Source organism: Alcanivorax sp. DSM 26293 (genome assembly GCF_900107995.1).
Taxonomy (GTDB): Bacteria; Pseudomonadota; Gammaproteobacteria; order Pseudomonadales; family Alcanivoracaceae; genus Alcanivorax.
Genome location: NZ_FNUM01000008.1, coordinates 55,781 through 78,239, shown reverse-complemented (window position 1 = coordinate 78,239; position 22,459 = coordinate 55,781). Strand labels below are relative to the sequence as shown.

Annotated in this window: 21 protein-coding genes; 8 read left to right on the top strand and 13 right to left on the bottom strand. The window is 58.8% G+C overall.

Features of this window, described 5'->3' with window-relative positions:
- Nucleotides 1-35 precede the first annotated feature (35 nt).
- On the bottom strand, nucleotides 36-506 hold the full coding sequence (locus tag C4S63_RS14050) for a MaoC family dehydratase (RefSeq protein WP_063508110.1): 471 nt from the start codon (nucleotides 504-506) through the stop codon (nucleotides 36-38).
- Nucleotides 507-719: 213 nt separating this feature from the next.
- On the opposite strand from C4S63_RS14050, the gene C4S63_RS14045 reads away from it, so the two are divergent.
- Complete coding sequence (locus C4S63_RS14045; protein ID WP_103917955.1) at nucleotides 720-1,349, top strand: TetR/AcrR family transcriptional regulator; 630 nt, start codon at nucleotides 720-722, stop codon at nucleotides 1,347-1,349.
- 156 nt (nucleotides 1,350-1,505) lie between these two features.
- On the opposite strand, the gene C4S63_RS14040 is transcribed toward C4S63_RS14045, so the two are convergent.
- Nucleotides 1,506-2,279 (bottom strand): enoyl-CoA hydratase/isomerase family protein, encoded by a 774-nt coding sequence (locus tag C4S63_RS14040; RefSeq protein ID WP_103917954.1) that lies wholly within the window; start codon nucleotides 2,277-2,279, stop codon nucleotides 1,506-1,508.
- Nucleotides 2,280-2,460: 181 nt separating this feature from the next.
- On the opposite strand from C4S63_RS14040, the gene C4S63_RS14035 reads away from it, so the two are divergent.
- The 5 genes from C4S63_RS14035 (at nucleotide 2,461) to C4S63_RS14015 (ending at nucleotide 7,515) form a co-directional block, all read left to right on the top strand.
- Nucleotides 2,461-3,138: a histidine phosphatase family protein gene (locus C4S63_RS14035; protein ID WP_063508108.1), complete on the top strand. Its 678-nt coding sequence runs from the start codon at nucleotides 2,461-2,463 to the stop codon at nucleotides 3,136-3,138.
- Nucleotides 3,139-3,195: 57 nt separating this feature from the next.
- Nucleotides 3,196-4,404: an acyl-CoA dehydrogenase family protein gene (locus tag C4S63_RS14030; protein ID WP_063508107.1), complete on the top strand. Its 1,209-nt coding sequence runs from the start codon at nucleotides 3,196-3,198 to the stop codon at nucleotides 4,402-4,404.
- A gap of 80 nt (nucleotides 4,405-4,484) precedes the next feature.
- On the top strand, nucleotides 4,485-5,531 hold the full coding sequence (locus C4S63_RS14025; RefSeq protein WP_103917953.1) for a phosphotransferase family protein: 1,047 nt from the start codon (nucleotides 4,485-4,487) through the stop codon (nucleotides 5,529-5,531).
- Nucleotides 5,532-5,677: 146 nt separating this feature from the next.
- Nucleotides 5,678-6,442, top strand: a complete 765-nt coding sequence (locus C4S63_RS14020) for an SDR family oxidoreductase (protein ID WP_103917952.1) — start codon at nucleotides 5,678-5,680, stop codon at nucleotides 6,440-6,442.
- A 302-nt stretch (nucleotides 6,443-6,744) separates the two neighbouring features.
- A complete protein-coding gene (locus tag C4S63_RS14015) occupies nucleotides 6,745-7,515 on the top strand; it encodes an SDR family NAD(P)-dependent oxidoreductase (RefSeq protein WP_103917951.1) in 771 nt (256 codons plus the stop codon).
- Nucleotides 7,516-7,759: 244 nt separating this feature from the next.
- Here C4S63_RS14015 and C4S63_RS14010 read toward each other — a convergent pair whose 3' ends face one another.
- From C4S63_RS14010 to C4S63_RS14000, 3 genes are all read right to left on the bottom strand, one after another.
- Nucleotides 7,760-9,808, bottom strand: a complete 2,049-nt coding sequence (locus C4S63_RS14010) for a TonB-dependent receptor (protein ID WP_235000030.1) — start codon at nucleotides 9,806-9,808, stop codon at nucleotides 7,760-7,762.
- Nucleotides 9,809-9,987: 179 nt separating this feature from the next.
- Nucleotides 9,988-10,926 carry a metal-dependent hydrolase gene (locus tag C4S63_RS14005; protein ID WP_062817949.1) on the bottom strand — a complete coding sequence of 313 codons (939 nt, stop codon included), beginning with the start codon at nucleotides 10,924-10,926 and terminating at the stop codon, nucleotides 9,988-9,990.
- 183 nt (nucleotides 10,927-11,109) lie between these two features.
- A complete protein-coding gene (locus C4S63_RS14000) occupies nucleotides 11,110-12,534 on the bottom strand; it encodes an aldehyde dehydrogenase family protein (protein ID WP_103917949.1) in 1,425 nt (474 codons plus the stop codon).
- 286 nt (nucleotides 12,535-12,820) lie between these two features.
- On the opposite strand from C4S63_RS14000, the gene C4S63_RS13995 reads away from it, so the two are divergent.
- Both C4S63_RS13995 and C4S63_RS13990 read left to right on the top strand, forming a co-directional pair.
- Entirely contained in the window at nucleotides 12,821-13,621 is an 801-nt protein-coding gene (locus tag C4S63_RS13995) for an IclR family transcriptional regulator (RefSeq protein ID WP_062817947.1), read from the top strand.
- 25 nt (nucleotides 13,622-13,646) lie between these two features.
- On the top strand, nucleotides 13,647-14,102 hold the full coding sequence (locus C4S63_RS13990) for a PaaI family thioesterase (RefSeq protein ID WP_103917948.1): 456 nt from the start codon (nucleotides 13,647-13,649) through the stop codon (nucleotides 14,100-14,102).
- Nucleotides 14,103-14,396: 294 nt separating this feature from the next.
- On the opposite strand, the gene C4S63_RS13985 is transcribed toward C4S63_RS13990, so the two are convergent.
- From C4S63_RS13985 to C4S63_RS13950, 8 genes are read right to left on the bottom strand one after another with little or no spacing between them, the layout of a single operon-like run.
- Complete coding sequence (locus C4S63_RS13985) at nucleotides 14,397-14,843, bottom strand: chemotaxis protein CheX (protein ID WP_103917947.1); 447 nt, start codon at nucleotides 14,841-14,843, stop codon at nucleotides 14,397-14,399.
- Nucleotides 14,844-14,853: 10 nt separating this feature from the next.
- The gene (locus tag C4S63_RS13980) at nucleotides 14,854-15,678 is read right to left on the bottom strand and encodes a protein-glutamate O-methyltransferase CheR (RefSeq protein ID WP_103917946.1); all 825 of its coding nucleotides are present in this window, start codon (nucleotides 15,676-15,678) and stop codon (nucleotides 14,854-14,856) included.
- Entirely contained in the window at nucleotides 15,675-16,799 is a 1,125-nt protein-coding gene (locus C4S63_RS13975) for a chemotaxis response regulator protein-glutamate methylesterase (protein ID WP_103917945.1), read from the bottom strand. The genes C4S63_RS13980 and C4S63_RS13975 overlap by 4 nt, the downstream gene beginning before the upstream one ends.
- Entirely contained in the window at nucleotides 16,796-17,188 is a 393-nt protein-coding gene (locus C4S63_RS13970; protein WP_103917944.1) for a response regulator, read from the bottom strand. Before C4S63_RS13970 ends, C4S63_RS13975 begins: the two co-directional genes overlap by 4 nt.
- Before the next feature lie 15 nt (nucleotides 17,189-17,203).
- Nucleotides 17,204-19,219 carry a methyl-accepting chemotaxis protein gene (locus C4S63_RS13965; RefSeq protein WP_103917943.1) on the bottom strand — a complete coding sequence of 672 codons (2,016 nt, stop codon included), beginning with the start codon at nucleotides 19,217-19,219 and terminating at the stop codon, nucleotides 17,204-17,206.
- Between the two features lie 20 nt (nucleotides 19,220-19,239).
- Nucleotides 19,240-19,713 carry a chemotaxis protein CheW gene (locus C4S63_RS13960; RefSeq protein WP_062817940.1) on the bottom strand — a complete coding sequence of 158 codons (474 nt, stop codon included), beginning with the start codon at nucleotides 19,711-19,713 and terminating at the stop codon, nucleotides 19,240-19,242.
- Nucleotides 19,703-21,898, bottom strand: coding sequence for a chemotaxis protein CheA (locus tag C4S63_RS13955; RefSeq protein WP_103917941.1), 2,196 nt, complete (start codon nucleotides 21,896-21,898; stop codon nucleotides 19,703-19,705). The genes C4S63_RS13960 and C4S63_RS13955 overlap by 11 nt, the downstream gene beginning before the upstream one ends.
- Nucleotides 21,899-21,954: 56 nt before the next feature.
- On the bottom strand, nucleotides 21,955-22,350 hold the full coding sequence (locus tag C4S63_RS13950; protein ID WP_063508095.1) for a response regulator: 396 nt from the start codon (nucleotides 22,348-22,350) through the stop codon (nucleotides 21,955-21,957).
- Nucleotides 22,351-22,459: the final 109 nt, after the last annotated feature.

Below are 22,459 nucleotides of genomic sequence, written 5' to 3'. Positions count from 1 at the left end.
TCCGCTGCGCTACGTTCCTACAGCGGCCTGTTAAATCAAGCAGGTACGATCGCCAGGCTCAGCCATTCGGCGATCAGGGCGGGTTTGTCCTGGCCTTCGATTTCCACTGTCACACCATGGCGCAGTTGCCATTCGCTCTCTGAGCGTTGCTTCACTTCCAGCAGGGTAAAGGTGCCGCGTACCTTGCTGCCTTCGCGCACCGGGTTCATGAAACGCACCTTGTCGAAACCGTAGTTGATGCCCATGGCCTGGCCCTTGATGGCAGGCAGCACATCCATGGCCATGGCGGAAAGCAGTGACAGGGACAGAAAACCGTGGGCGATGGTGGTGCCGAAAGGGCTTTCCCTGGCGGCACGCTCCGGATCCGTGTGAATCCATTGAGGATCTTCCGTCAGCTCGGCAAAGCCGTCGATTCTTGGCTGGTCCACGGTTCGCCACTGGGACACACCCAGCACTTCACCGGTCTTGGCTTGCAGGGCTTCAATAGTGATCTGCGATCTGCTCATGGGCTCTCCCTGTTAGGGCGCGGCTGCGCTATCTTTTCAGAATATTGTTTTAAGATCGGGAGTATGGGAGTGGCGTAACTGGCCGTAAAGGGTGAAAAACGGCATGAAGGGCGAGAATTCCGTCACTGGGGTGCGGGAGGGTCAATGGTGGGGCGCGTCGGTTATGTCACTATTTTCCCCTTAAACGGGTCTGCACCGTGATTGAGGAGCACCATGCCAGAACAAAGCGACGCCCTGCTGACCGACCCCCGCGATGCCATTCTTGACGCGGCGGCCCTGTGCTTTATGGAGCGGGGCTTCAATGCCACCAGTATTGACGACATTGCCCGGCGACTTTCTGCCACCAAGGGCATGGTCTATCACTACTTTGATTCCAAGGCGCAGCTATTCTTCGAGATCCACCATCGTGCCATGGACGCGCTTTTTGAAGAGCTGGAACCGGTGGTGAGTTCCGGTTTGCCGGCTTCGGAACGGTTTACCGAGATGGCCCGCTGTTATGTCCGCACCCTGATCCGGACCCAGCCCTACCAGCGTACCGTGTCGGAAGCGGTGCAGATGTTGCTGCGCAGCAGCACCACGGAAGCCCAGCGTGTTCAGCTGGAGCGTCTTCAGGAGCGCCGCCGGCGTTGCGAAGATCTGTTTCTGACTGTCCTGGAAGAAGGCATTGCCAATGGCACCATGCGTGCCGCGCGTCCGAGGATGTCCATCAAGCCGGTCTTCGGTGCCATGAACTCGGTGATCAACTGGTACCAGCCCCGCGATTCGGAAACGCCGGAACAACGGCAGGATGTGGTGGATGAAGTGGTGCTGGTGGCGCTGCGGGGAGTGATGAAAAATAGTTAACAGTTGATAGTTGTCAGTTGACAGCTACACGGGGAAAGTTGATTGGTTTCTAACGCTAGGGGCCGCGACTATAACTTGGTCGCGGCCTCTGGCGTTTCTGTTTATATATAAAGATTCTCGCGAAGGTTTTCGCTGTCAACTTTCAACTGTCAATTATCAACTTCCTTTTAAGAATTTAGAGAACCGCTCCCTCGTATCCTCGCTGAACATCCTCTCCGCAAACAGCACGCTTTCCTTTTCGATCTGTGTCTTGATGGCTTCATGGCTGTGACGCAGTAGTTGCTTGGTCATGGCCATGGCTGGTGGAGATTTCTCTGCCAGTCGCTGGGCCAGAGCCTTGGCGGTGGGCTCCAGTTCGTCAGGGGTGACCCGGTAGGCGACCAGACTGCAGCGCTCCGCTTCCTCTGCTGTCAGGGTATCGCCGGCCAGCAGCAGGCGGTTGGCATTCTGGCGACCGATCAGGGCAGGAAGCAGCAGGCTGGAGCCGGCTTCCGGGACCAGGCCCAGATTGATAAAGGCAGTCTGAAAACGGGCATCGTCGGCGGCCACCACCAGGTCCGCATGGAGCAGCAGGGTGGTGCCGATACCGGTGGCATTGCCCTGCACGCCAATCACCACAGGTTTGTCCAGGGCCATCAGGGCGTGAACCAGCACCATGGCGGGGCTGAGCTTGCCGCTATCCCGGCTGGCCGGGTCCGCATTGAGAAAATCGCCGATATCGTTGCCGGCACACCAGGCCCGACCATTGCCGGTGAGCAGTAGCACATGCAGATCGTCCCGCTTGGCCAGATGTTCGACGCCTCGGGTCAGGTCCTGGTACATGCTGGCGGTCATGGCGTTGAGCTTGGCAGCCCGGTCCAGCACCAGATGCAGCACGGCACCCTGTTCCCGGGCCTGGACGCAGCCGCTGGTGAGAGTCAGATCGGTCATGGAAGTCTCCGGCAAGTGGGGAAGCTACCGAAGATATCGAAACAGCATTTCGAATAATAGCTAAATCGTCATGCACCATATTCATTCTGCCAGATTCAAAATATCAATTTCACTAACTCGCGGGCCTGCACTAGGCTGGGGTCATTGCGAATTGCTCTCTTGCCCGTTGTAAGGATTCCACATGGCCCAGTTCTATCTTGTCCGCCACGGACAGGCATCGTTCGGCACCGATAACTATGACCGTCTCTCCGAGCTTGGCCACCAGCAGGCCCGGTGGCTTGGCGAGTATTTTGCCGAACGGGACATGGGCTTCGATGCGCTGGTTTCCGGCGATCTGGTGCGCCACCGGGAAACCGGTGCCGGTATCTGCGAAGGCCTTGGCGTGGCGCTGCCGGAAGATATTCATGCCGGGCTGAATGAATTCGACTTTCAATCCATTGTGGATGCCTACCTGACGCAGTTCCCGGAACAGGCCCCTGCGGAGGGCGCGCCGGTGGCGGCGTTCTACAAGGCGCTGAAAACGGCCATGAAGCATTGGCGTCTGGATGAGCTGAGCGGCGATTTGCCGGAAAGCTGGCAACATTTTTCCGACCGGGTGCTGGCGGCGCGTCACCATATCCAGCAACAGTACAGCGACAAAGATCGCATTCTCATCGTCAGTTCCGGCGGTGCCATGGCCATGTTTCTCAAGCATGCCCTGAATGCTGCCGATGACACCGTAGTGGAGTTGAACCTGCAGATTCGCAACAGCAGCGTCAGCCACGGTTTTTTCAATAACAAGGTAGTGCGCATGGCCAGTTTCAATAATGTGCCGCATCTGGATCGTCCGGATCGGTTCGAGGCCATTACCTACTTTTAATTCCGTTTTTTACGCAGCACCAAGACTGTAAACGAACACGCGACAAGGGAGAGCGACATGGATTTTCAATACACGGAAAAAGTGCAGGACCTGATCAACCAGGTTCGCCATTTCATCGATACCGAGATCCGTCCGGTGGAAGGCCTGTACCATGAACAGCTGGAAAAAAGCCCGTGGGAAACGCCGCCGGTGATGGAAGAGCTGAAAGAGAAAGCCCGCGCCAAAGGGTTGTGGAACCTGTTCCTGCCCAAGGAATACGGGGAATACAGTGCCGGCTTGAGTAACCTGGAATACGCACCGCTGGCCGAGGAAATGGGCCGCAGCCGTATCGCTTCGGAAGCCTTTAACTGTTCCGCGCCGGATACCGGCAACATGGAAGTGCTGGCCAAGTACGGTAACGAGCAACAGAAGAAAGACTGGCTGCAACCGCTGCTGGAAGGCCGTATTCGCAGTGCCTTTGCCATGACCGAGCCGGAAGTGGCGTCGTCCGATGCTACCAATATCGAAACCCGCATCGAGCGGGACGGCGATGATTACGTGATCAATGGCCGCAAGTTTTATATCAGCGGTGCCATGCGCAAGACCTGCGAGATCATGATCGTGATGGGCAAGACCGACCCGGATAACCCGAACCGCCATCAACAGCAATCCCAGATTCTGGTGCCCACCAACACCCCCGGGGTCAACATCGTGCGCCCCATGAAGGTGTTCGGCTACGACGATGCGCCGGAAGGGCATGCGGAAGTGGTGTTTGAGAATGTACGGGTGCCCAAGGAAAACATGATTCTGGGTGAAGGCCGTGGTTTCGAAATTGCCCAGGGCCGCCTGGGCCCGGGCCGCATTCACCATTGCATGCGCCTGATCGGTGCCGCGCAGGAAGCGTTTGAACTGATGGCCAAGCGCGTTAACGAGCGCGTGGTGTTCGGTCAGCCCATGAGCAAGCAGGGTTCCGTGCGTGAGGACCTGGCCAAATCCTGGTGTGAAATCGAGCAGGCACGGCTGATGACCTTGAAGGCGGCGGACACCATGGATCGCGAAGGTAACAAAGTCGCCAAGGATTTGATCGCTATGATCAAGGTGGTGGCGCCCAATATGGCGTTAAATGTGATTGATCGGGCGATTCAGGTCCACGGTGCGGTGGGGCTGAGCCAGGATACACCGTTGGTCAACTTCTTCAGCTATGCCCGTACCCTACGGCTGGCGGATGGTCCGGACCAGGTGCACATGATGCAACTGGGCCGTAATCTGGCCAAATATTTCGCCTGAGAAGCGGTGTTTGCCCGGGGTGTGAAGACACCCCGGGCTTTGCCTATTGCGCAGCAGACAGAGAAAAACAGGAGAGCTCCATGTCCCAGGTGGATACGCTGGATACACAGAAACTGGCCGCATACCTCGAGCAGCATATTGATGGCTTCAAGGGGCCTATCGAGGCTGACAAGTTCGACGGCGGCCAGTCCAACCCCACCTTCAAGATCACCACGCCGTCCGGCGCCTATGTGTTGCGCCGGCAACCGCCGGGCAAGTTGCTCAAGTCTGCCCATGCGGTGGATCGCGAGTTCCGTGTCATGGCAGCCCTGAAAGATACGGACGTCCCGGTGCCGCAGGTATTACATCTGTGCGAAGACCGGGATGTGATCGGTTCCATGTTCTACGTGATGGAATTCTGTGAGGGACGCATTCTTTGGGGCGCGTCCTTGCCGGAAGCCGGCGAGGGCGAAGCGGGCAATGCTACCCGTGCAGCCATGTACCAGGAAATGAACCGGGTGCTGGCAGCCCTGCACAGTGTCGATCTGGACGAGGTCGGCCTGGCGGATTACGGCAAGCCCGGCAACTACTTCGAGCGACAACTGGGGCGCTGGACCCAACAGTACGAAGCGTCCAAGTTGCAGGACATCCCGGCCATGGACGAACTGATCGCCTGGCTGCAGGCCAATCAGCCGGAGGACGATGGTCAGGTGTCACTGGTACACGGCGACTACCGTCTCGACAACATGATGTGGCATCCCAGTGAGCCGAAAGTCATCGCAGTACTGGATTGGGAACTGTCCACGTTGGGGCATCCGCTGGCGGACCTGGCCTATCAGTGCATGGGGATGCGAATGCCACAGCGGGGCGCCAAGATGGCGGGCCTGCAGGGTGTGGATCGCAAGGCACTGGGGATCCCCACGGAAAAAGAGTATGTGGACCAGTACTGCCAGCGCCGCGGTATCGACCGCATCGACAACTGGGAATTCTATCTGGCCTTCAGTTTCTTCCGTCTTGCTGCCATCTGCCAGGGTGTGGCGAAACGGGCCGTGGATGGCAACGCCTCCAGCAAGGAAGCGGCTCAGGTCGGCGCGCTGGTCGAGCCACTGGCGTCCATGGCCGTACAGATCATCAAAGAAGGGGCGTAAAGCAGCTTCAAGCTGCAAGCCTGAAGCTACAAGGAAAACCGCGTTGACGTTGCGGCGCGGTTTTTCCGTTTTTCGAATGGCTACAGGGTCTGCTCGCGTTGAAGCTTGCAGCTTGTAGCTTGACGCTTTTTATCGGGAGAGTCGTAATGAGTACCACCCTTTTTAACCTTGAGGGCAAGATTGCCCTGGTCACCGGTGCCAGCCGGGGGATTGGCGAAGAGATTGCCAAATTGCTGGCGGAGCAGGGCGCCCACGTGATCGTGTCCAGCCGCAAGATCGACGGTTGTCAGGCCGTGGCCGATGCCATCAAGGCTGACGGTGGCAGTGCCGAAGCCTTTGCCTGCCATATTGGGGAAATGGCGCAGATCGAAGCCGTGTTTTCCCATATCCGTGAGGTTCACGGCAAACTGGATATTCTGGTCAACAACGCTGCCGCCAACCCGTACTTCGGGCACATCCTGGATACCCCGGTGGAGGCTTTCGACAAGACCGTGGACGTGAACCTGCGCGGTTATTTCTACATGTCCGTGGAAGGCGCCAAGCTCATGCGTGAGCACGGTGGCGGTGCCATCGTGAACACGGCATCCGTGAACGGCCTGACCCCGGGTGACATGCAGGGCGTCTATTCCATTTCCAAGGCGGCGGTGATCAGCATGACCAAATCTTTCGCCCAGGAATGCGCCCAGTTCAACGTCCGGGTCAATGCCTTGTTGCCGGGCCTGACCAAAACCAAGTTTGCCGGTGCCCTGTTTACCAACGAGGACATCTACGATTCCGCCATCAGCCAGATCCCCATGCGCCGCCATGCCGACCCGAAAGAGATGGCGGGCACCGTGCTGTACCTGGTATCCGATGCCTCCAGTTATGTGACCGGGGAATGCGTCGTGGTGGATGGCGGGATGACTATCTAATCGCTACCAGCACAATTCGGGCTTTCTACAAAGCCGCTGTAGGAACGTAGCGGAGCGGAGTAACGCACGCAGGGCGGCCCCGAAGGGGTGAGCGAAGCGAATAACGCCTCTCGAGGCGCGAACCGCGCGCAGCGCGGAAATCGACCGAAGGGCGATCAGGCATTTCAGAGCTCGACAGATTTCTCCAGAAAACCGGAAGCTTGGTCAGAGTCTGACATCGCGCCGCCAGCGACGCTCCTACGGCCAGTCTGAGAGAGCTGAATTTATAGCCCGTGGCGACTTAATTATCAGGAGAATCTTTCATGGATCCAATCCTCGATTTTACCGGCAAGACGGCACTGATCACCGGCGCTGCCAGCGGCTTCGGCAAGTTGCTGGCGGAAGAGCTGGGCAAGCGTGGGGCCGCGCTGGTGCTGGGGGACATCAATATGGATGCCCTGAATGCGCAAGCCGAAGGGCTGGCGGAGCAGGGTGTCAAAGTGGCGGCGTTGCGTTGTGATGTGTCCAGCGAAGCGGACTGCAAGGCCATGGTGGAAACGGCCCTGGCGCAGTTTGGCCATCTGGATATGGCGGTGAACAATGCGGGTATTGCCCATGGCTTTATTCCTTTCGATCAGCTCACCGAGGAAGTGCTGGACCAGCAAGTGAACGTGAATGTGAAAGGGGTGATGTTCGGTATGAAGCATCAGATTGCTGCCATGAAAGAAAACGGTGGCAGCATCGTTAACGTAAGCTCCATGGCCGGGCTTGGGGGAGCACCCAAAATCGGCGCCTATTCCGCTGCCAAGCATGCGGTGATTGGCCTGACCAAAACCGCCGCCGTGGAGATGGCGAAACGCAATATCCGTGTCAATGCGATCTGCCCGTTCTATACCCATACGCCCATGGTGGATGAAGGGGAGCTATCCCAGGACAAGGCTGCAATGCACGCCATGCTGGCGTCCGGTTGCCCCATGAAGCGGCTGGGCGAGCCGGAGGAAATCGTCACCGTCATGCTGATGATGTTGTCGCCGGCCAACAGCTACATGAATGGCCAGGCCATTGCTGTGGATGGTGGTGTGTCTGCGTTCTGATTGATGTTGGCGAGAAGAAAGGCAAAGCCCCGGTCGTGCAAATGTGACCGGGGCTTTTTTATGTTCGCAAGCACCGGTGTTTTTTCAGCACGTGGGTGCGCTGAGCCTAGGGCGAACTGCACCGATCCGGCGTTTGATGGTGCAGTTCGCCCTAGGCTCAGTGCACCCTACGTTTTACCCAGACCTTGGCGGTCGATACACCCCATGATGTGCCATACACGTCTAGCTCCCGCAAGAACGGGAGTTACCAATCCAGCGTGATGCCAGAGTAATAGGTTGTGCCCGGGCCGGGTTCGAAGTAGCCGCGGTTTTCTACTGGCCGGTCGCTGTTGGCGTTGATGCGCAGGTTGCTGTAGTAGTCACGGTCCAACAAGTTGTTGATGCCGGCAAACAGGGTCAGCGTTTGTTGGTTCAGTTTCCATGCCTTGCCGCCCCGCAGGTTCACCAGGACCTGGCTGCCGACCCGGGTGCGATTGGTGTTTTCCGCATAGCGGTGGCTGCCCAGTATCGACTCTACTGATGCAAACAGGCCGCTTTCCGCCTGCCAGTCAACCTTTGCAAACAGCTGATGTTGCGGGATGCCAGGTAACCGGTTGCCGCTCACATCCACATTCTGCTGGGTGTCGAAAAATTCCTGGAAACGGAAGTCGGACCAGGTCCAGGACAGAGACAGGGTCAACCGGTCGGTGGTGGCATGTTCCAGCCCCAGCTCCAGGCCATCGCGGCGAGTCTTTCCGGCATTCTGGTAAAAGGTGCGGCCGTCGATCTGGTAGGGGGTGATTTCGTCCTCCACGTCCACCCGGAACAGTGCCGCCTCATAAAAGAGCCGTTCACCGAGTGTGCCACGGGCACCCACTTCCCGGTTGAGTGCGGTTTGGGGCTCCAGGTCCGGATTGAAGCCACCGCTTCCTGAAGGGTTGGCCAGCTCAGTGAAGGTGGGGCTTTCGAAGGCAGAACTGATTGTGGTGTAGAGCGTGTGGGCGGGGCCGACTTGCCAGCTCAGCCCGGCACTGTAGCTGTGTTCTTCAAACTCCCGGCGACCACTGTCGTTGCCATCAGTCAGTAATGCATCGTCGATGGTCATGCGCAGCCGGTCCGCCCGGCCACCGACCGTGAACATCAGATGGTCGGACAGATGGCTGTCCAGTTGCAGGAAGATCCCCCCGGCGCTGGCGTGCTGGTCTTCGTCGGCGGTCACCGCAGTGATGTTGCCGGTGGCACTGACCGCACGGCGGCCACGGTCATCTTCCTGGCGATCCAGGTCCACACCGAGCAGTAGCCGATGGGGGCGTGCCAATATGGTGAAGGGCAGGGTGTAATCCAGGCGGGCGCCGTAAAAACGTCGTTGGTAATCGATCAGGCTGCTGCCGGGAAAGGGCAGTTGCTGGCGGAAGTCCCGCTGGCTGACAAAGGCGCGGGCATTGAGCAACCCATTGGCGAAGGCTTCATCGCGGTAATGCAGCCCGAGACGCTGCTGGTCGACCTGCTGGCCTGCATCCAGCCGGGTAGCAAAGGAGCTGGCTTGTCGCCGGTCCTGGTGAGCCTGTTGTCGGGTCAGCCCCCCCGGGTCCTGGGCAACGGGGGTATCCATGGCGGTAAGGAAGAGCGTCATTGAGCGGGTGTCGGCAAGATCCCAGCCTGCCTGGCCGGTGAACTGGTATTTGCGCACTTCACTTTGTTCACGAAAGCCGCGGTAATCCAGCGCAGTCAGGCTGAGAGCGTGATGGCCCGGGCCATGGCGGCCGCGGGTCTGCACATTGGCTTGTGTCAGCCCGTGGCTGCCACCGATCATGGATACGCTGGCGGCATCGCTGCGGGTTTTTCCGGATCGGGTGTCGATGTCCACCACGCCACCGGTGGCGTTGCCGTAGAACAGGGAGCTGGGGCCACGCAATACAGTTAGTCGTTCCACTGCAAACAGATCGATGCTGTCCAGTTGCGACTGACCGTCCGGCAGGATCTCCGGGAAACCGTCCACATTCAGACGCAGCCCCCTGACCCCGAAAGGGGCACGGGAACCAAAACCCCGTGATGACAGGCGCAAGCCCTGGGCGAAGTTGTAACGGTTCTGCAGATAAAGGCCCGGAACCCGGTTGAGGCTTTCATCCAGTTGCAGACGGGTCTGGCCCCGCAGATTGCTGTCGGCATTGACGACCGTTACGGCGGCGGGTGTGTCGGCCAGGGGCCTTTCCATACGGGTGCTGGTGACGGTCACCGGCTCAAGAGTGACCGGATCGGCAAGCAGTGAAAGCGGAGGCAGCAGCAGGAAAACGGTTAAATAACGACGCTTCATGAATCTCATCCCAGGGTTGCTACTGTTCTACAGGACACTGTCGTGGAAGCAAGTGAAGAAGCACAGAAATAGCTGGGTGGATAGTAGAGTGAACTGAGCCTACATGTTCCGTGGAGCATAAAGCGTGCAATAAAAAAGGGCCGCATAAAGCGGCCCTGGAAGGAGAGAAACAGACGCGATCAGTGGGCTTTCTTCTTGCCCTTGCGCTGGCTGGCCTGGGCGTGTTGCTCGGTGAGCAGGCCCTGGTCGCCGAAGAGTTTTTCCCGCCACTCGTCCAGCAGGGCGTCGGTGTCATGCTGGGACGGGTGGAAATCGCGCTTGAAGAAGTCCAGGTACTGGGGCGCCAGCTTGGTGAACAGCCCCTTGCGTCCGAACAGGAACTTGATGCCGTTCCAGTTGTTCTTGACGTTCAGCAGGCGACCATCGGAGGCCAGCATGCGTGCCTGGAAGGCAGCCAGTACCGCGAAGAAGATCACGGTAGTGGGAATCATGGCACCGGCGCGGATGGCATAGTTGCCACTGACTTTTTCGTACACGTCATAGGCCACGGTCTTGTGCTCGTTCTCTTCCAGCGCGTGCCACAGCCACAGCTTGGCAGTGGCGTCGTCGAGAATGCGGGCCTGGTGTTCCGGCTCCCGCAGCAGCTGCTCGGCAATGATGGCGGTGTAATGCTCCAGACAGACCGTGGCGGCCAGCTGGAAGATTTTCGGCGTGCGTTTCTGCACCAGACCGAGCAGCTTGCCCAGGGTCTTGTCCAGTTTGTCGGTGGGGTAACCGAATTTCACACCCATTTCGTTCCAGGCTTCATGCTCTTTACTGTGCATGGCTTCCTGGCCGATGAAGCCAGCCACCTGGGCTTTCAGTTTGGGATCGGTGATGTCCTTGCGATAGTGGCGCACGGAATCCACGAAAAAGGCTTCGCCTTCCGGGAACAGGGCAGACAAGCTCAGCCAGAATGCGCTCAGGAAGGGGTCATTGTCATAGAAATACCGCGCCGTGGTTTTGTCGTCGAACTGGAAGTCCAGACGACGGGGCGGAATGTTCACGGTGGCGCCCAACGGCATTTTCTGAGCGCTCTGCTGACCGGCCTTGATGTTGCTGGATGCTGTTGTTGTCATGTGTCCTCCTGGTCCCGACCGGTTATTACCGGTGGATGTCAAACTGTGACATTAAAGAATGTCACGATACTCAGGGTTACAGCACAACAGGTAAATGGCACTTTCGCGCCCCGGCCGGGGCGCTAGTGCCAGTACACAAAAGAGGTCTTTTTGTGTCCGTAAATGACAGGTGAAGAGGTTCTATCAGTGAGGGAGGAACAATGACTGGGTCTCCAGAAACTCCTCCAGCCCGAAGCGGCCCCATTCGCGGCCATTGCCGGATTGCTTGAAGCCACCAAAGGCGCCCTGCAGATCCGGGCCGGCGCCATTGATATGCACCATGCCGGTACGCAAGCGGGCTGCCACCGCCCGGGCGTCACTGTCTTCTCCGTACACATAACCGGACAGGCCATAGTCCGAGTCGTTGGCAATGGCCACCGCCTCGTCCACGTCCTGGTAGGGGATCATCACCAGCACCGGGCCGAAGATTTCCTCGCGGCCAATGGTCATGGTGTTGCTGACCTGGCTGAAGACCGTAGGGCGGGCGAAATAGCCGGCTTCCATGCCCGCCGGTTTGCCGGTGCCACCGGCTACCAATGTTGCTCCTTCCTGGAGGCCTGTCTCGATCATGGATTGCACCCGCTGGTACTGACGGCCGTTGGCGATGGGGCCGATGACGGTATCCTCGTTCTGCGGATCGCCCACCACAATACTGTCGCAGGCCTGGGCGGCAATGGCTTCAGCCTCGGCTAACCGGTCGGCGGGGACCAGCATTCGGGAGGGGGCGTTACAGCTTTGCCCGGTGTTGTTCATCATGGCCCGCACCCCATGGGTCACCGCTTTTTGCAGATCGCAGCCCGGCAACAGGATATTGGCGGATTTGCCACCCAGCTCCAGGGATACCCGCTTGATGGTGGCGGCGGCTTCGCGGCTGACAGACTCACCGGCCCGGGTGGATCCGGTCAGGGAGACCACATCAATACGCGGATCACTGGACAGCATGGGGCCGACCTGGGCGCCATCGCCATGAACCATATTGAACACCCCGGCTGGCAGGCCGGCCTCGTCCATGATTTCCGCCAGAATCTGTGCCGAGAGGGGGGCAAATTCGCTGGGCTTGAGCACCATGGTGCAGCCCGCGGCGATGGCCGGGGCCACCTTGCACATGACCTGGTTCATGGGCCAGTTCCAGGGGGTGATCAGGGCGCAGACGCCGGCAGCGGCCCGTCGGATCTGCGCTTGGCCAAGCTGCTCCTCAAAAGGGAAGTCCCGCGCCACGGCCAGGGTCGTTTTCAGATGACCCAGTCCCATGGGGGCCTGCACCTTGCGGGCCAGGCTAATGGGGGCGCCCATCTCCTGGCTGATGGCCTGGGCGATGTCTTCCAGCCGCGCCTGGTAGCCTTCAGCAATGCGTTCCAGGTATCCCAGGCGGGTTTCCAGGGGTTCGGCGCTGAATGCCGGAAAGGCTGCGGCCGCGGCGCTGATGGCGGCATCGATATCCGCCGCGCCACCCATGGCCAGCTCTCCCAATGATTTCTCCGTGGCCGGGTTAATCACGGTGTGGCTGCCGGCGCCATCGGCAGGGGCGACCCAATGGCCATTGATATAGAACTGTTGCAGCGAGCCCATGGGGGTATCCTTTTGTTGGTGACTGATTTGAGTCAGACGTGCCACAATACAATAATGGAACGAAGTTTTAAAATATTGACCACTTGGCCAATCCCGTGACAAGGTGGATCTGGCTGAAACACAAAATCATTGTGCTTCAGGCGTTCTCTCGTGGCCAACACTGGCTTATGCAGGTGAAACCGCTTTTTGCTATATTTGCGCGGTGAATAAACAACTATAAGTGGAATCTATGCCCGTTATACCGGGGAAGGATTCCCGATCCCGAAGCCTGAAAGGAAAAACAACCATGCGCAGAGCTGTTGCCGACGTGGGTACTAACGACAAAGACCGGAATTTCGTCACCGCCCTGGCGCGGGGGCTGGATATTCTTCGCTGTTTCGGACCCGCTGACGAATACCTGGGCAATGCGGAACTGGCCAAGCGCACCAATATTCCCCGCCCAACCGTCTCGCGCATGACCGCCACCCTGACACAGCTCGGTTACCTGCGCTATGTGCCACAGCTGGAGAAATACCGGCTGGGCCCCGGGGTACTGGATCTGGGGTACCGTTATCTGGCCAGCGAAGGCGTGCGGGAACTGGCCCGGCCCTTTATGCAGGAGTTGGCCGATGCCACCGACTGCATGGTGGCCATCGGAGCGCCGGATGGTGCCCAGGTGACCTACATTCAGGTATGCCAGGGTAACGGTCCCCTGGTGCTGCGGCTGAATATCGGCTCCCGTGTGCCCATGGCCACCTCGGCCCTGGGCCGGGCCTTTCTGGCGGCCACCCCGGAAGCCGAGCGGGAACAATATTACGAACAGATTCGCCGTCAGGACCCGGCGGCCTGGCCGGAGCTGGAGCGCAGCCTGCAGTCTGCCTATGAGGAGTATCAGGAGTACGGCTTCTGCATTTCCGATGGCGAGTGGAACCGGGATGTGAGCGGCGTTGCCGTACCGCTGATCCTGGACGGCGGTGCCCAGGTGGTGCCTTTCAATTGTGGCGGTTCGTCACTGCGCCTCAGCCGCCGCACCCTGATTGAAAACCTGGGACCACGACTCAAGGATGTGGTGGCCCAAGTGGAACAGATGGTACAGGGGCGGGCCTGATTCCTGTCTCTGTCGAGGACAAGCCATGGCAGAAGTACCGCCATCCGCGTTTTCCATGGAAGACGCCAATGCACGTTTCAATATGGGTTTCCCCGCCCTGGTCGGGTTTCATTTTCTGGAATGGGAAGACGGCCGGGCAGTGTTGGGGCTTCAGGTCCGTCCGGAACACCTGAACCTGGGTGGCGTGATTCACGGTGGTGTGCTGGCCACATTGATGGATGTGGCCGGTGCCTGCGCGGGGACCTACTGTGCTGATCCTGCCCGTATTCGCAAAGCGGTGACACTCTCCATGACCAATACCTTTACCGGCCAGGCCGGTGAAGGGTTGATCCGCGCCATCGGCACGCGACGTGCCGGTGGCTCCAGGATCTATAACAGCACCATGGAAGTGTTCGATCAGAAGGGGCAGCTACTGGCCATGGGCGAGGGCACGTTCCGGTTGCGCTCCAGCAGTACCGGCCCGGCGGGCGAGCCTGTCTGAGGCGAGCTACACTTGTTGTATAAGGAACGAGTGAGCGGTTCTCTGGATTTCTACGAAGCCGCTGTAGGAACGGAGCGTAGCGGAGTAACGCACGTAGTTCTGTGCGGCCCGAAGGGTGAGCGAAGCGAATACCGATGCTCGCATGGCGAACCGAGCGTAGCGAGGCGGCAAAGATCAAAGTCTGTCCGCAGTGTTTTCTGGAAGCTGTCGAGCACTGATAGTCCTGATCGCCCTACGGACGATTCCCGCGCAAGCGCGGTTCGCCATGCAAGCATAGCTCCTACATGAAAGGCCTCAATGCTCCGCCGGCTGCAGGCTGATCCGCAGCATCCCCTGACGATCATCGAATAACGTTACGTCCACATTGTTGCGATGCTCGCCGGGCAGTACTGCCAGTGGCACAGGCAGCGATAACTGGCTGGGGCCGGGCAGGATAGCCTTGATGTTACCGGCGATGATGTTGGTCAATTCCGTGAGGGCGTCGATGATATCTTCGCCGGTGACGGCGTCATCCTCTTTTCGGAACATCCGGGCTGCGATTCGCGGGCCCAGAGCGTCGCAGGTGCAGACGGTCACGCTGCCTTTCCATTTCCCCGAAATCGCAACCTCCGCGCCATGTTGCACGGTGGGAGGAGGGCCGCTCTGGGCCCGAACCGGAATGTTCAGGAAATCGCTGAGCACATTGGCTCCGATGCGGGCAATTTTCTGTGACAGCATGGCGGGTTGCGATGACATTTCCATAGGTGCACCCTCAAACAGGTTGGAAAAAAGGACGATGGCTGCGGGGAATGGCCGGAATGAAGCCGGCGGATTTTTCCAGGCTCTCGGTGGCGCCGAGGAGCAGGTAGCCGTCACTGACTGTCTGTTCGCGTACCCGGCGAAGTACTCGCAGGCGATCGTCCATGGAAAAATAAAGCAGCACGTTGCGCAGCAGCACGATGTCAAATAACGGCAGTTCCTCTGGCCATTCCCGGATCAAATTGATTTTTTCAAAGCGAATGCGTTCGCGGATCTCGGTTTTTATCTGCCAGTCCAATCCCTGTTGCTCGAAATAAAGCGCCATGTTGCGCGCGGGCAAGCCGCGGTTCATTTCGTTAAGGCCATAGCAGCCCTGTTTTGCCTTGCTCAATGCGGACTGGGAGAAATCACTGGCGATCAGGGTGACCTGCCAGTTTCTCAATTGTGGAAAATGCTGGTCCAGCAACATGGCAACGCTGTAGATCTCCTGGCCGGTGCTGCAGGCGGCGCTCCAGATGCGCAGGGTTTTGTCCGCCCGCCGTTTATCCAGCAGGGTGGGGATCATGGTGTCCAGGAAACTCTCGCTGAGAATCGGGTCGCGGAAAAAATACGTCTCATTGATTGCCATGGCTTCTACCAGCTCGGTGCGCAGTGCATCCTCAGCCACGGTGGAGGCCTTCTCTATGAGCGCATTGATGTCCCCCCGGGTGTGCTGGCTGGCCAGATTCTGCAGCCTGGCCTCTGCCAGGTACACCTTGTCCGCTGGCAGGCTGAGCGCGATCTGATCAGAGAGTAGGGCGCAGAGAGTGAGATAGCTGTTTTCGCTGATACAGCTCATCCCTGTGCCTCGGGGTTCATGGCGGCACGCTGTCGCGCGCGGAAGGTGGGGCGGCCACGGTTAACCCGTCGCATGATTTCCGTCGACATGTCCTGCAAGGGGAGCTCAGCGCAGGCAAGCCCGGCTCTTGATACGACTCCGGGCATGCCCCATACCGCGCTGGATGCCTGGTCCTGCACCACTATCTGGGCACCGGCCCTGGCCAGTTGGCGGCAACCGTCCAGGCCGTCCTGACCCATGCCGGTCAGCACCACGGCCAGGACATTGGAACCAAAATGCCTGGCGGCGCTGGAAAAGAGAATGTCCACAGCAGGGCGACAGAAGTTCACCGGCTCACTGCGCAGTGGGGCAATCAGTGTGTTGTCGCCCTGTTTATCCACGGTCATATGGTAGTCGCCTGCGGCCAGCCATACCTGACCGGGCTCGGCGCGTTGCCTGCTGTCGCACTCAGCCACATTCAGCGCGGCGTTCTGGTTCAGACGAGTGGCCAGGGCACGGGTGAATACCGCCGGCATGTGTTGCACCACCAGAATGGGAACCGGAAAGTCGCCGGGCAGTGACGGGATCAGCTGACCCAAGGCGCTTGGTCCGCCCATGGACGCGCCGATCACCACCAGGTCCACCCGGGAGGGGATACGTTGATGGGGGAGTTGTGAGGCAACCGGACGGGGCGTTTTGGCAGGTTCAGCGTATGCCACAGATGGCTTGTTGTAACGTTGCAGCAGGGTTTTGATTTTTCCCAGCAGGCTGTTCTTGATGTAGTCCCTGGCCTCGGCGGCGGTGCCCACCATGGCGGGTTTGGGCACATAGTCGCTGGCACCCAGGGACAGGGCCTCTATGGTTACCATGGCGCCGCGCTCGGTAATGGAACTGAACACCAGCACTGGCAGTTCCGGACGGCTGACCTTCAGTTCCTTGAGCATTTCCAGGCCGCCCATACCGGGCATTTCCACATCCAGAATCAGCAGATCCGCTTCCACGCGATGCAATCGATCAAGTCCCTGGCGTCCATCGGCAGCGGTGCCCACCACAACGATGTCCGGGTCTTCCTCGAGGATCTGGGTGAGGATATGCCGCACGGCGGCGGTATCATCCACCAGAAAGACACGGATGGTGCTCATGCTCTCTCTGTCCGTTGCAGGCCCATCATTTCCAGCTTGCAGGCCAGTGCCTCCGAGGAAAACGGTTTCATCAGGTATTCATCGGCGCCGGCGGTGAGGGCTTCGACCATCTGGCTCACTTCCGCCTCACTGGTCACTACCAGTAATTTCATCCCGTTATAGCAAGGCTGCTGCCGCACGGCGCGGATAAATTCCAGGCCGTTCATGACCGGCATATTCCAGTCCACCAGGGCCAGGGTGGGAAGGGTGTCACCCCCTTCCAGCCGGGCCATGGCCTCTTGGCCATCACCGGCTTCCGAGATTTCGTAGCCCAATTGCTGAAGCAGGTCGCTCAGAATCAGGCGCATGGCCCGGGAGTCATCAATGACCAGTGCGTGTGTATTCGCCATCTGATTGGCCTCGTATTATTTCTGGTTATCGGCGCGTCCGGTGCGTTCCGCATCCACCACTAGGGTTTGCAGATCCGCGGCAAGTTTGGCCAGGTCGGTGGCAGCCTGACGCATGCTGTCCACCCCGGCGTTGGTGCTTTTCGCCGCTTCCGCCACGCCGCCGATATTGCCGGCCACTTCGTTGGTGCCCTTGGCGGCGTCGGCGACACGCCGGCCCATTTCGTTGGTGGTAATGGTTTGCTCTTCCACCGCGGAGGCAATGGAGCCCTGTACCTGGCTGATGTGATGAATCACTTCGCTGATGCGCGCAATGCCTTCGATGGCACCTTTCACATCCACCTGGATGGCCTCGATCTTCTGGCCGATGTCCTCGGTGGCACGGCCGGTTTCCTTGGCCAGTTCCTTCACTTCGTTGGCCACCACCGCAAAGCCGCGACCGGCATCCCCGGCACGGGCCGCTTCGATGGTGGCGTTGAGTGCCAGCAGGTTGGTTTGTTGCGCAATCCCGGTAATCACCTTGATCACCTTGCCAATTTCCGCACTGCTGGTGCCCAGGCTGCTGATGGTGGTGTTGGTGCCTTCGGCGATGCTGACCGCTTCATCGGCCACGCGGGCCGCATCGGTGGCGTTCTTGGCGATTTCCTTGATGCTGGCGCCCATTTCTTCAATACCACTGGACACCGCCTGCACGTTCTCGTTGATATCTTCGGCGGTGCGTACGGCAGAGATGGCCTGGCTGCTGGTGACACCGGCGTTGGACCCCATCTGGTCACTGGTGGCAATCATTTCCTCGGAGGAGGTGGCCAGCACTTCCACGGTGCCGCGAATCCGCTCTTCCAGCAGCACTTTCTCGGTGATGATTTCCCAGGTGAGCATGGGGCCCACATAGTTGCCTTCCGCGTCGTAGATGGCATTGACCAGCAGATCAGCCTTTTCTTCGCCAATGTTGATGCGGGCGCGGTAAGGCAGGTTGGTGGGGTCGGAAAGAATGCGCCGTTGGTGTTCCGGATGCTTGTGGAAAATATCAATGTTGGCACCCAGCAGTTCGCTGGCCTTGATGGGCAGGTAGGATTCCAGCTTTTCCATGGTGGCGGTGGCGGCCGGGTTCAGATAGATGATCTGCAGGTCACGGTCGCACAGGAAAACGTTGGTGGGCATCTGGTCCACCATGTTCATCACCCGGCGGAATTCGTTTTCCTGACGCAGCTCGGTGGTCACATCTTCCCAGCAAACGGTGTAACCAATGATTTTTTCTTCCGCACTCATTACCGCATTGATACGGGTGCGCAAGGTCACGCCACCGAAGTTGAAGTCCGCGGAATGGGGCATGGCCTTGGGGTCACGAAGAATGCTTTCCACCCGTTTGGGATCACGGTGAAACCGGTGAATATGGCCGTTGAGGATATCTTCGATGCGAACGCCAAAGGTCTTGAAGATCGGCTGCGCAATGGTTGACAGGGTTTCGGCAGCGCGGGGATTGATGTAGACGATATTGAGGTTGGTGTCCGCCACAAACACATTGGCCTGAAGACTTGCCATGGTGCCCTTGATGCCTTCCAGGCTGTCGGTGACAGACTTGCTGGTATCCACATCACGAAGGACGGTATCGCTTGAGTTTGTCGAATTGCTGCTGGTTGTGTCCATGCTGTTCTCGTTCACGATGTCCCCCTTCAAAGGCGCAACGGTATTCATGATGGCGTCGATGTGGGCGGAGTCCACGCCCAGCGATGCCAGTGTCTCGTTAAGATGATCGGCCACCCGGTCAAAATTCCGGGCGGTGATATGGAGGTTCTTGTGGGCGTCGGCCATGGACGGGCCCTGATAAATCGTTGGGCCTCCCAGCGCCTGGGTAAAAAACCGGACCTGGGATTCTTCCAGCCCCTTGCGCTGTTTGTGGCGGAAATAGGGCGCCAGGGCCGGGTCTTCCAGCACCCGGTTGTAGAATTCGGTTACCACGGCCCGGACAGCAGTTTCACCACCTACCTGGCTATAGAGTGAGTTGTTGTTTGCGTGATCCAGATTGTCGGTCATTGCTGTCTATCCCCGTCTTCCTATTGCAATAGTGAGTGTGCCGCGCGGCTGGCTGAGCGGCTGCATAATTCGTCCGCCAGTAAGGTGTCCAGATCCAGTAGCAGGTACAGGGTGCCCTGGACAGGAAAGACGCCACGCATGAACTTGCGTGGCGCCCCCTTGAGCGTTTCCGGTGGGGGTTCAATCTCTTCCGGCAGCACACTGACAATGTCACCAATGCGATCCACCATCAGGCCTACCTGCTCGCCACCATGATTGATGATGATGTTGATGGTGTTGTCGTCTTCGTTTTCACCGGGCAATCGCAATACTTTGCGCAGTGCAATGGCTGGCACGATGCGGCCGCGAATATTCATTAATCCCAGTACTCCCGGGGGAGCCAGTGGAATATCGGTAATCTGGTGGTTGGCGAGCACTTCCTGAACATGGTCGACCACCACCCCGTAATGTTTCTCCGCCACCGAAAAGGTGCAGATCAGTTGATTAGCTTCCATTGCTGTCCTCATTGCCGTGCGTGCCATGGAACCGCTTGAACAGGGAATCACAGTCGATAAAGTCGGTGACGCGGCCTTGCAGAATGCCGGTGCCCAGAATGCCTTCGGTTTTGCCGTTCTGTTGCATGGCGGCCTCGTCATCGCTGACGATGTCGATAATGTCGTTGACCACCAGGCCCACTTCGCCAAATTCCGTGGGCTGTACAACAATGCGGATAATGTCCTGGTCGTCCGGGCGGATATCGTGATGATTGTCGAGGCGGATCAGCGGCAGAATACCGCCGCGATACTGGATCACTTCCCGACCGGCAGAGTATTCGATGCGATCGGTGCTGATTTCCTCCAGCCGTGACACCTTTGACAGGGAGATAGCGGAGCGACCGGATGTGCCATCCGGGCGAACCAGAAGATAGTTTTCGGCGGCACGAATGGGCTGGGTATCTGCGGCCAACGGATTTTCCTGATGACGCAGTTTGCGTTCATGGCGGGTGACACCGGCAAAGTCGGCGGTGGATTTCACATCCAGAATCAATGCCACGCGACCATCGCCCATGATGGTGGCACCGGCAAAACAGGGGTTATCCTTGAGCAGTTTTCCCAGCGGCTTCACCACAATTTCTTCGGTGTCGCGAACGTCGTCCACCAACAAACCAAACTCCTGTTGATCGGCGGTGAGGACAAGAATGAACTGGTCTTTCTCGGTTTCCCTGTCCCCCATCTGCATCAGGGAGCGCATATCGACCAGCGGCAGCAATCGGCCCCGTAATCGATAGACCAGGGCGTCGTGGACCGTTTCGATATCCTTGTCGAGACGGTCGGACTCCACGTAGACCACTTCCATCAAATTGGCCTGGGGAATGGCAAAGCGTTGATGAAGACAACGCACGATCAGCGCCGGGACAATGGCGAGGGTGAGCGGAATTTTCAGTTTCAGGGTGGTGCCACGGCCGGTGAGGCTCTTGATATCGATGGATCCCCCGATGCGTTCCACATTGGTGCGCACCACATCCAGGCCCACGCCGCGCCCGGACAGGTCACTGACCGTTTCTGCGGTAGAAAACCCGGGTTCAAAAATATAGCGGATCTTTTCCTGTTCGCTGAGCTGCTCCACCTGTTCCGGCCGAACCAATCCGATCTCCAGGGCCCGACGGATGATTTTTTCACTGTCGAGCCCGGCTCCGTCATCGCTGATTTCCACCGTGACATTGCCGCTTTCGTGGTAAGCGCTCAGGGTCAGCGTGCCGGTTTCCGGCTTGCCCTGTGCGCGACGTTTTTCCGGACTTTCGATGCCATGGTCCACGGCATTGCGCACCAGGTGAATAAGGGGGTCGCGAATGGCCTCCAGAAGACTACGGTCCAGCTCGGTGTCGCCGCCCTTGAGTACCGGCGTCACCCGTTTACCGGTTTTCCTCTCCAGATCCAGTAACAGGCGAGGGTAGGTGGACCAGGCATTCCGGATGGGCTGCATGCGGGTTTGCATCAATCCTTCCTGCAGCTCGCTGGTGACCATGTTGAGACGCTGGGACAGATTGACCAGCTGGGCGTCGTTCTGACTGGCGGTGTGTTGCAGCAGCTGGTTACGGGTAAGCACCAGTTCGCCCACCACGTTCATCAGTTTATCCAGCAGCACCACGTCCACACGTACGGTGGTTTCGGCCATGGTGGTGTGTGCGCCGCCATTGTTTTCCGGCTCTTCGTCATGGAGGGGCGAAAGCGGAGGTTCCGGTTGTTCCAGGGATTCCGGTTCAGAATTCAGTGAGGCCGATGGTGGCGGGTGGGTTGCGGCACCGGTTTGCGCGCGGTCCGGTATCAACCGATGCAACCGGAGCATCAGCGCCTGTGGAGCGGGGTCCCCATCGTTGCCGTCATCATGGATACGTTTGAGGAAAACACGAATTTCATCCACTCCATCCAGCAGCACGGTGGCATGGGGCAAGTCCATCTGCACATCGCCGTCGCGCATGGCGCCAAGGAGATCTTCCAGGGCATGGCTAAGGGTCTCCAGATGACTGAACCCAAAGAAGCCACAGGTGCCCTTGATGGTGTGGATTGCCCGGAAGGCGCTGGCGATACGGTCATTGTCCCGGGGGGAGCGCTCCAGTGCCACGATATCCTGTTCCAGTTGCCCCAGGTTCTCGTCACTTTCGATCAGAAAGCTTTGCAGTGCCTTGTCGTTTTCCTGCATCGGGCCTTCTCCCCTGGAACCTGTCGTAGGTTTGTTATGCGTATCGAGGTTGTTGTTCAGCCAGCGGCGAGTTTTCGCAACGAAGCCAGGCGTAATATGGAACGCAGATCGGCGTCATGCGGGGGTTTGACCAGATAGTTGTCGCAGCCGGCCTGGCGACCGGCCAGATGCGCCTCCGCGGAGGTCATGCTGGAGAGCATGGCGATGCGTGCCGGGTTACCTTGCTGTCGCAGGGCGCTGCAGGCCTCGAGGCCACCCATTACCGGCATTTCCACATCCAGGAAGATCAGATCGAAAGGGTGCTTCCGGGCACAGGCCAGAGCCTCACTGCCGTCTGCGGCCTGGGTAATGTCCAGGTCATAGGAGCCGGCTGCCAGTTCGTGCAACTTGGCAGTGATAAGGCTGCGGATGGTGGTGCTGTCGTCCACCACCAGGATACGGAGTCTGTCCATGACTCTTCCCTGTGGAGCGGCTACTTCCATTCTGTTCCCCCGGATCTCGTTGTGAGACCTCTGAAGCAGGTTGAACTGCTTCCCCATTCAGAACAGGCGCTATGATTTT

What these genes read in the sequence shown, in the direction of transcription:
- C4S63_RS14045 (WP_103917955.1), top strand. Translation starts at nt 720, where the DNA reads ATGCCAGAACAAAGCGACGCCCTGCTGACCGACCCCCGCGATGCCATT.
- C4S63_RS13975 (WP_103917945.1), bottom strand. Translation starts at nt 16,799, where the DNA reads ATGAGCACCATCCGTGTCTTTCTGGTGGATGATACCGCCGCCGTGCGG.
- C4S63_RS13965 (WP_103917943.1), bottom strand. Translation starts at nt 19,219, where the DNA reads ATGACCGACAATCTGGATCACGCAAACAACAACTCACTCTATAGCCAG.
- C4S63_RS14040 (WP_103917954.1), bottom strand. Translation starts at nt 2,279, where the DNA reads ATGACCGATCTGACTCTCACCAGCGGCTGCGTCCAGGCCCGGGAACAG.
- C4S63_RS14010 (WP_235000030.1), bottom strand. Translation starts at nt 9,808, where the DNA reads ATGAAGCGTCGTTATTTAACCGTTTTCCTGCTGCTGCCTCCGCTTTCA.
- C4S63_RS13955 (WP_103917941.1), bottom strand. Translation starts at nt 21,898, where the DNA reads ATGCAGGAAAACGACAAGGCACTGCAAAGCTTTCTGATCGAAAGTGAC.
- C4S63_RS13960 (WP_062817940.1), bottom strand. Translation starts at nt 19,713, where the DNA reads ATGGAAGCTAATCAACTGATCTGCACCTTTTCGGTGGCGGAGAAACAT.
- C4S63_RS14030 (WP_063508107.1), top strand. Translation starts at nt 3,196, where the DNA reads ATGGATTTTCAATACACGGAAAAAGTGCAGGACCTGATCAACCAGGTT.
- C4S63_RS14020 (WP_103917952.1), top strand. Translation starts at nt 5,678, where the DNA reads ATGAGTACCACCCTTTTTAACCTTGAGGGCAAGATTGCCCTGGTCACC.
- C4S63_RS14000 (WP_103917949.1), bottom strand. Translation starts at nt 12,534, where the DNA reads ATGGGCTCGCTGCAACAGTTCTATATCAATGGCCATTGGGTCGCCCCT.
- C4S63_RS13995 (WP_062817947.1), top strand. Translation starts at nt 12,821, where the DNA reads ATGCGCAGAGCTGTTGCCGACGTGGGTACTAACGACAAAGACCGGAAT.
- C4S63_RS14015 (WP_103917951.1), top strand. Translation starts at nt 6,745, where the DNA reads ATGGATCCAATCCTCGATTTTACCGGCAAGACGGCACTGATCACCGGC.
- C4S63_RS13950 (WP_063508095.1), bottom strand. Translation starts at nt 22,350, where the DNA reads ATGGACAGACTCCGTATCCTGGTGGTGGACGACAGCACCACCATCCGC.
- C4S63_RS13990 (WP_103917948.1), top strand. Translation starts at nt 13,647, where the DNA reads ATGGCAGAAGTACCGCCATCCGCGTTTTCCATGGAAGACGCCAATGCA.
- C4S63_RS13985 (WP_103917947.1), bottom strand. Translation starts at nt 14,843, where the DNA reads ATGGAAATGTCATCGCAACCCGCCATGCTGTCACAGAAAATTGCCCGC.
- C4S63_RS14025 (WP_103917953.1), top strand. Translation starts at nt 4,485, where the DNA reads ATGTCCCAGGTGGATACGCTGGATACACAGAAACTGGCCGCATACCTC.
- C4S63_RS13980 (WP_103917946.1), bottom strand. Translation starts at nt 15,678, where the DNA reads ATGAGCTGTATCAGCGAAAACAGCTATCTCACTCTCTGCGCCCTACTC.
- C4S63_RS13970 (WP_103917944.1), bottom strand. Translation starts at nt 17,188, where the DNA reads ATGGCGAATACACACGCACTGGTCATTGATGACTCCCGGGCCATGCGC.
- C4S63_RS14050 (WP_063508110.1), bottom strand. Translation starts at nt 506, where the DNA reads ATGAGCAGATCGCAGATCACTATTGAAGCCCTGCAAGCCAAGACCGGT.
- C4S63_RS14035 (WP_063508108.1), top strand. Translation starts at nt 2,461, where the DNA reads ATGGCCCAGTTCTATCTTGTCCGCCACGGACAGGCATCGTTCGGCACC.
- C4S63_RS14005 (WP_062817949.1), bottom strand. Translation starts at nt 10,926, where the DNA reads ATGACAACAACAGCATCCAGCAACATCAAGGCCGGTCAGCAGAGCGCT.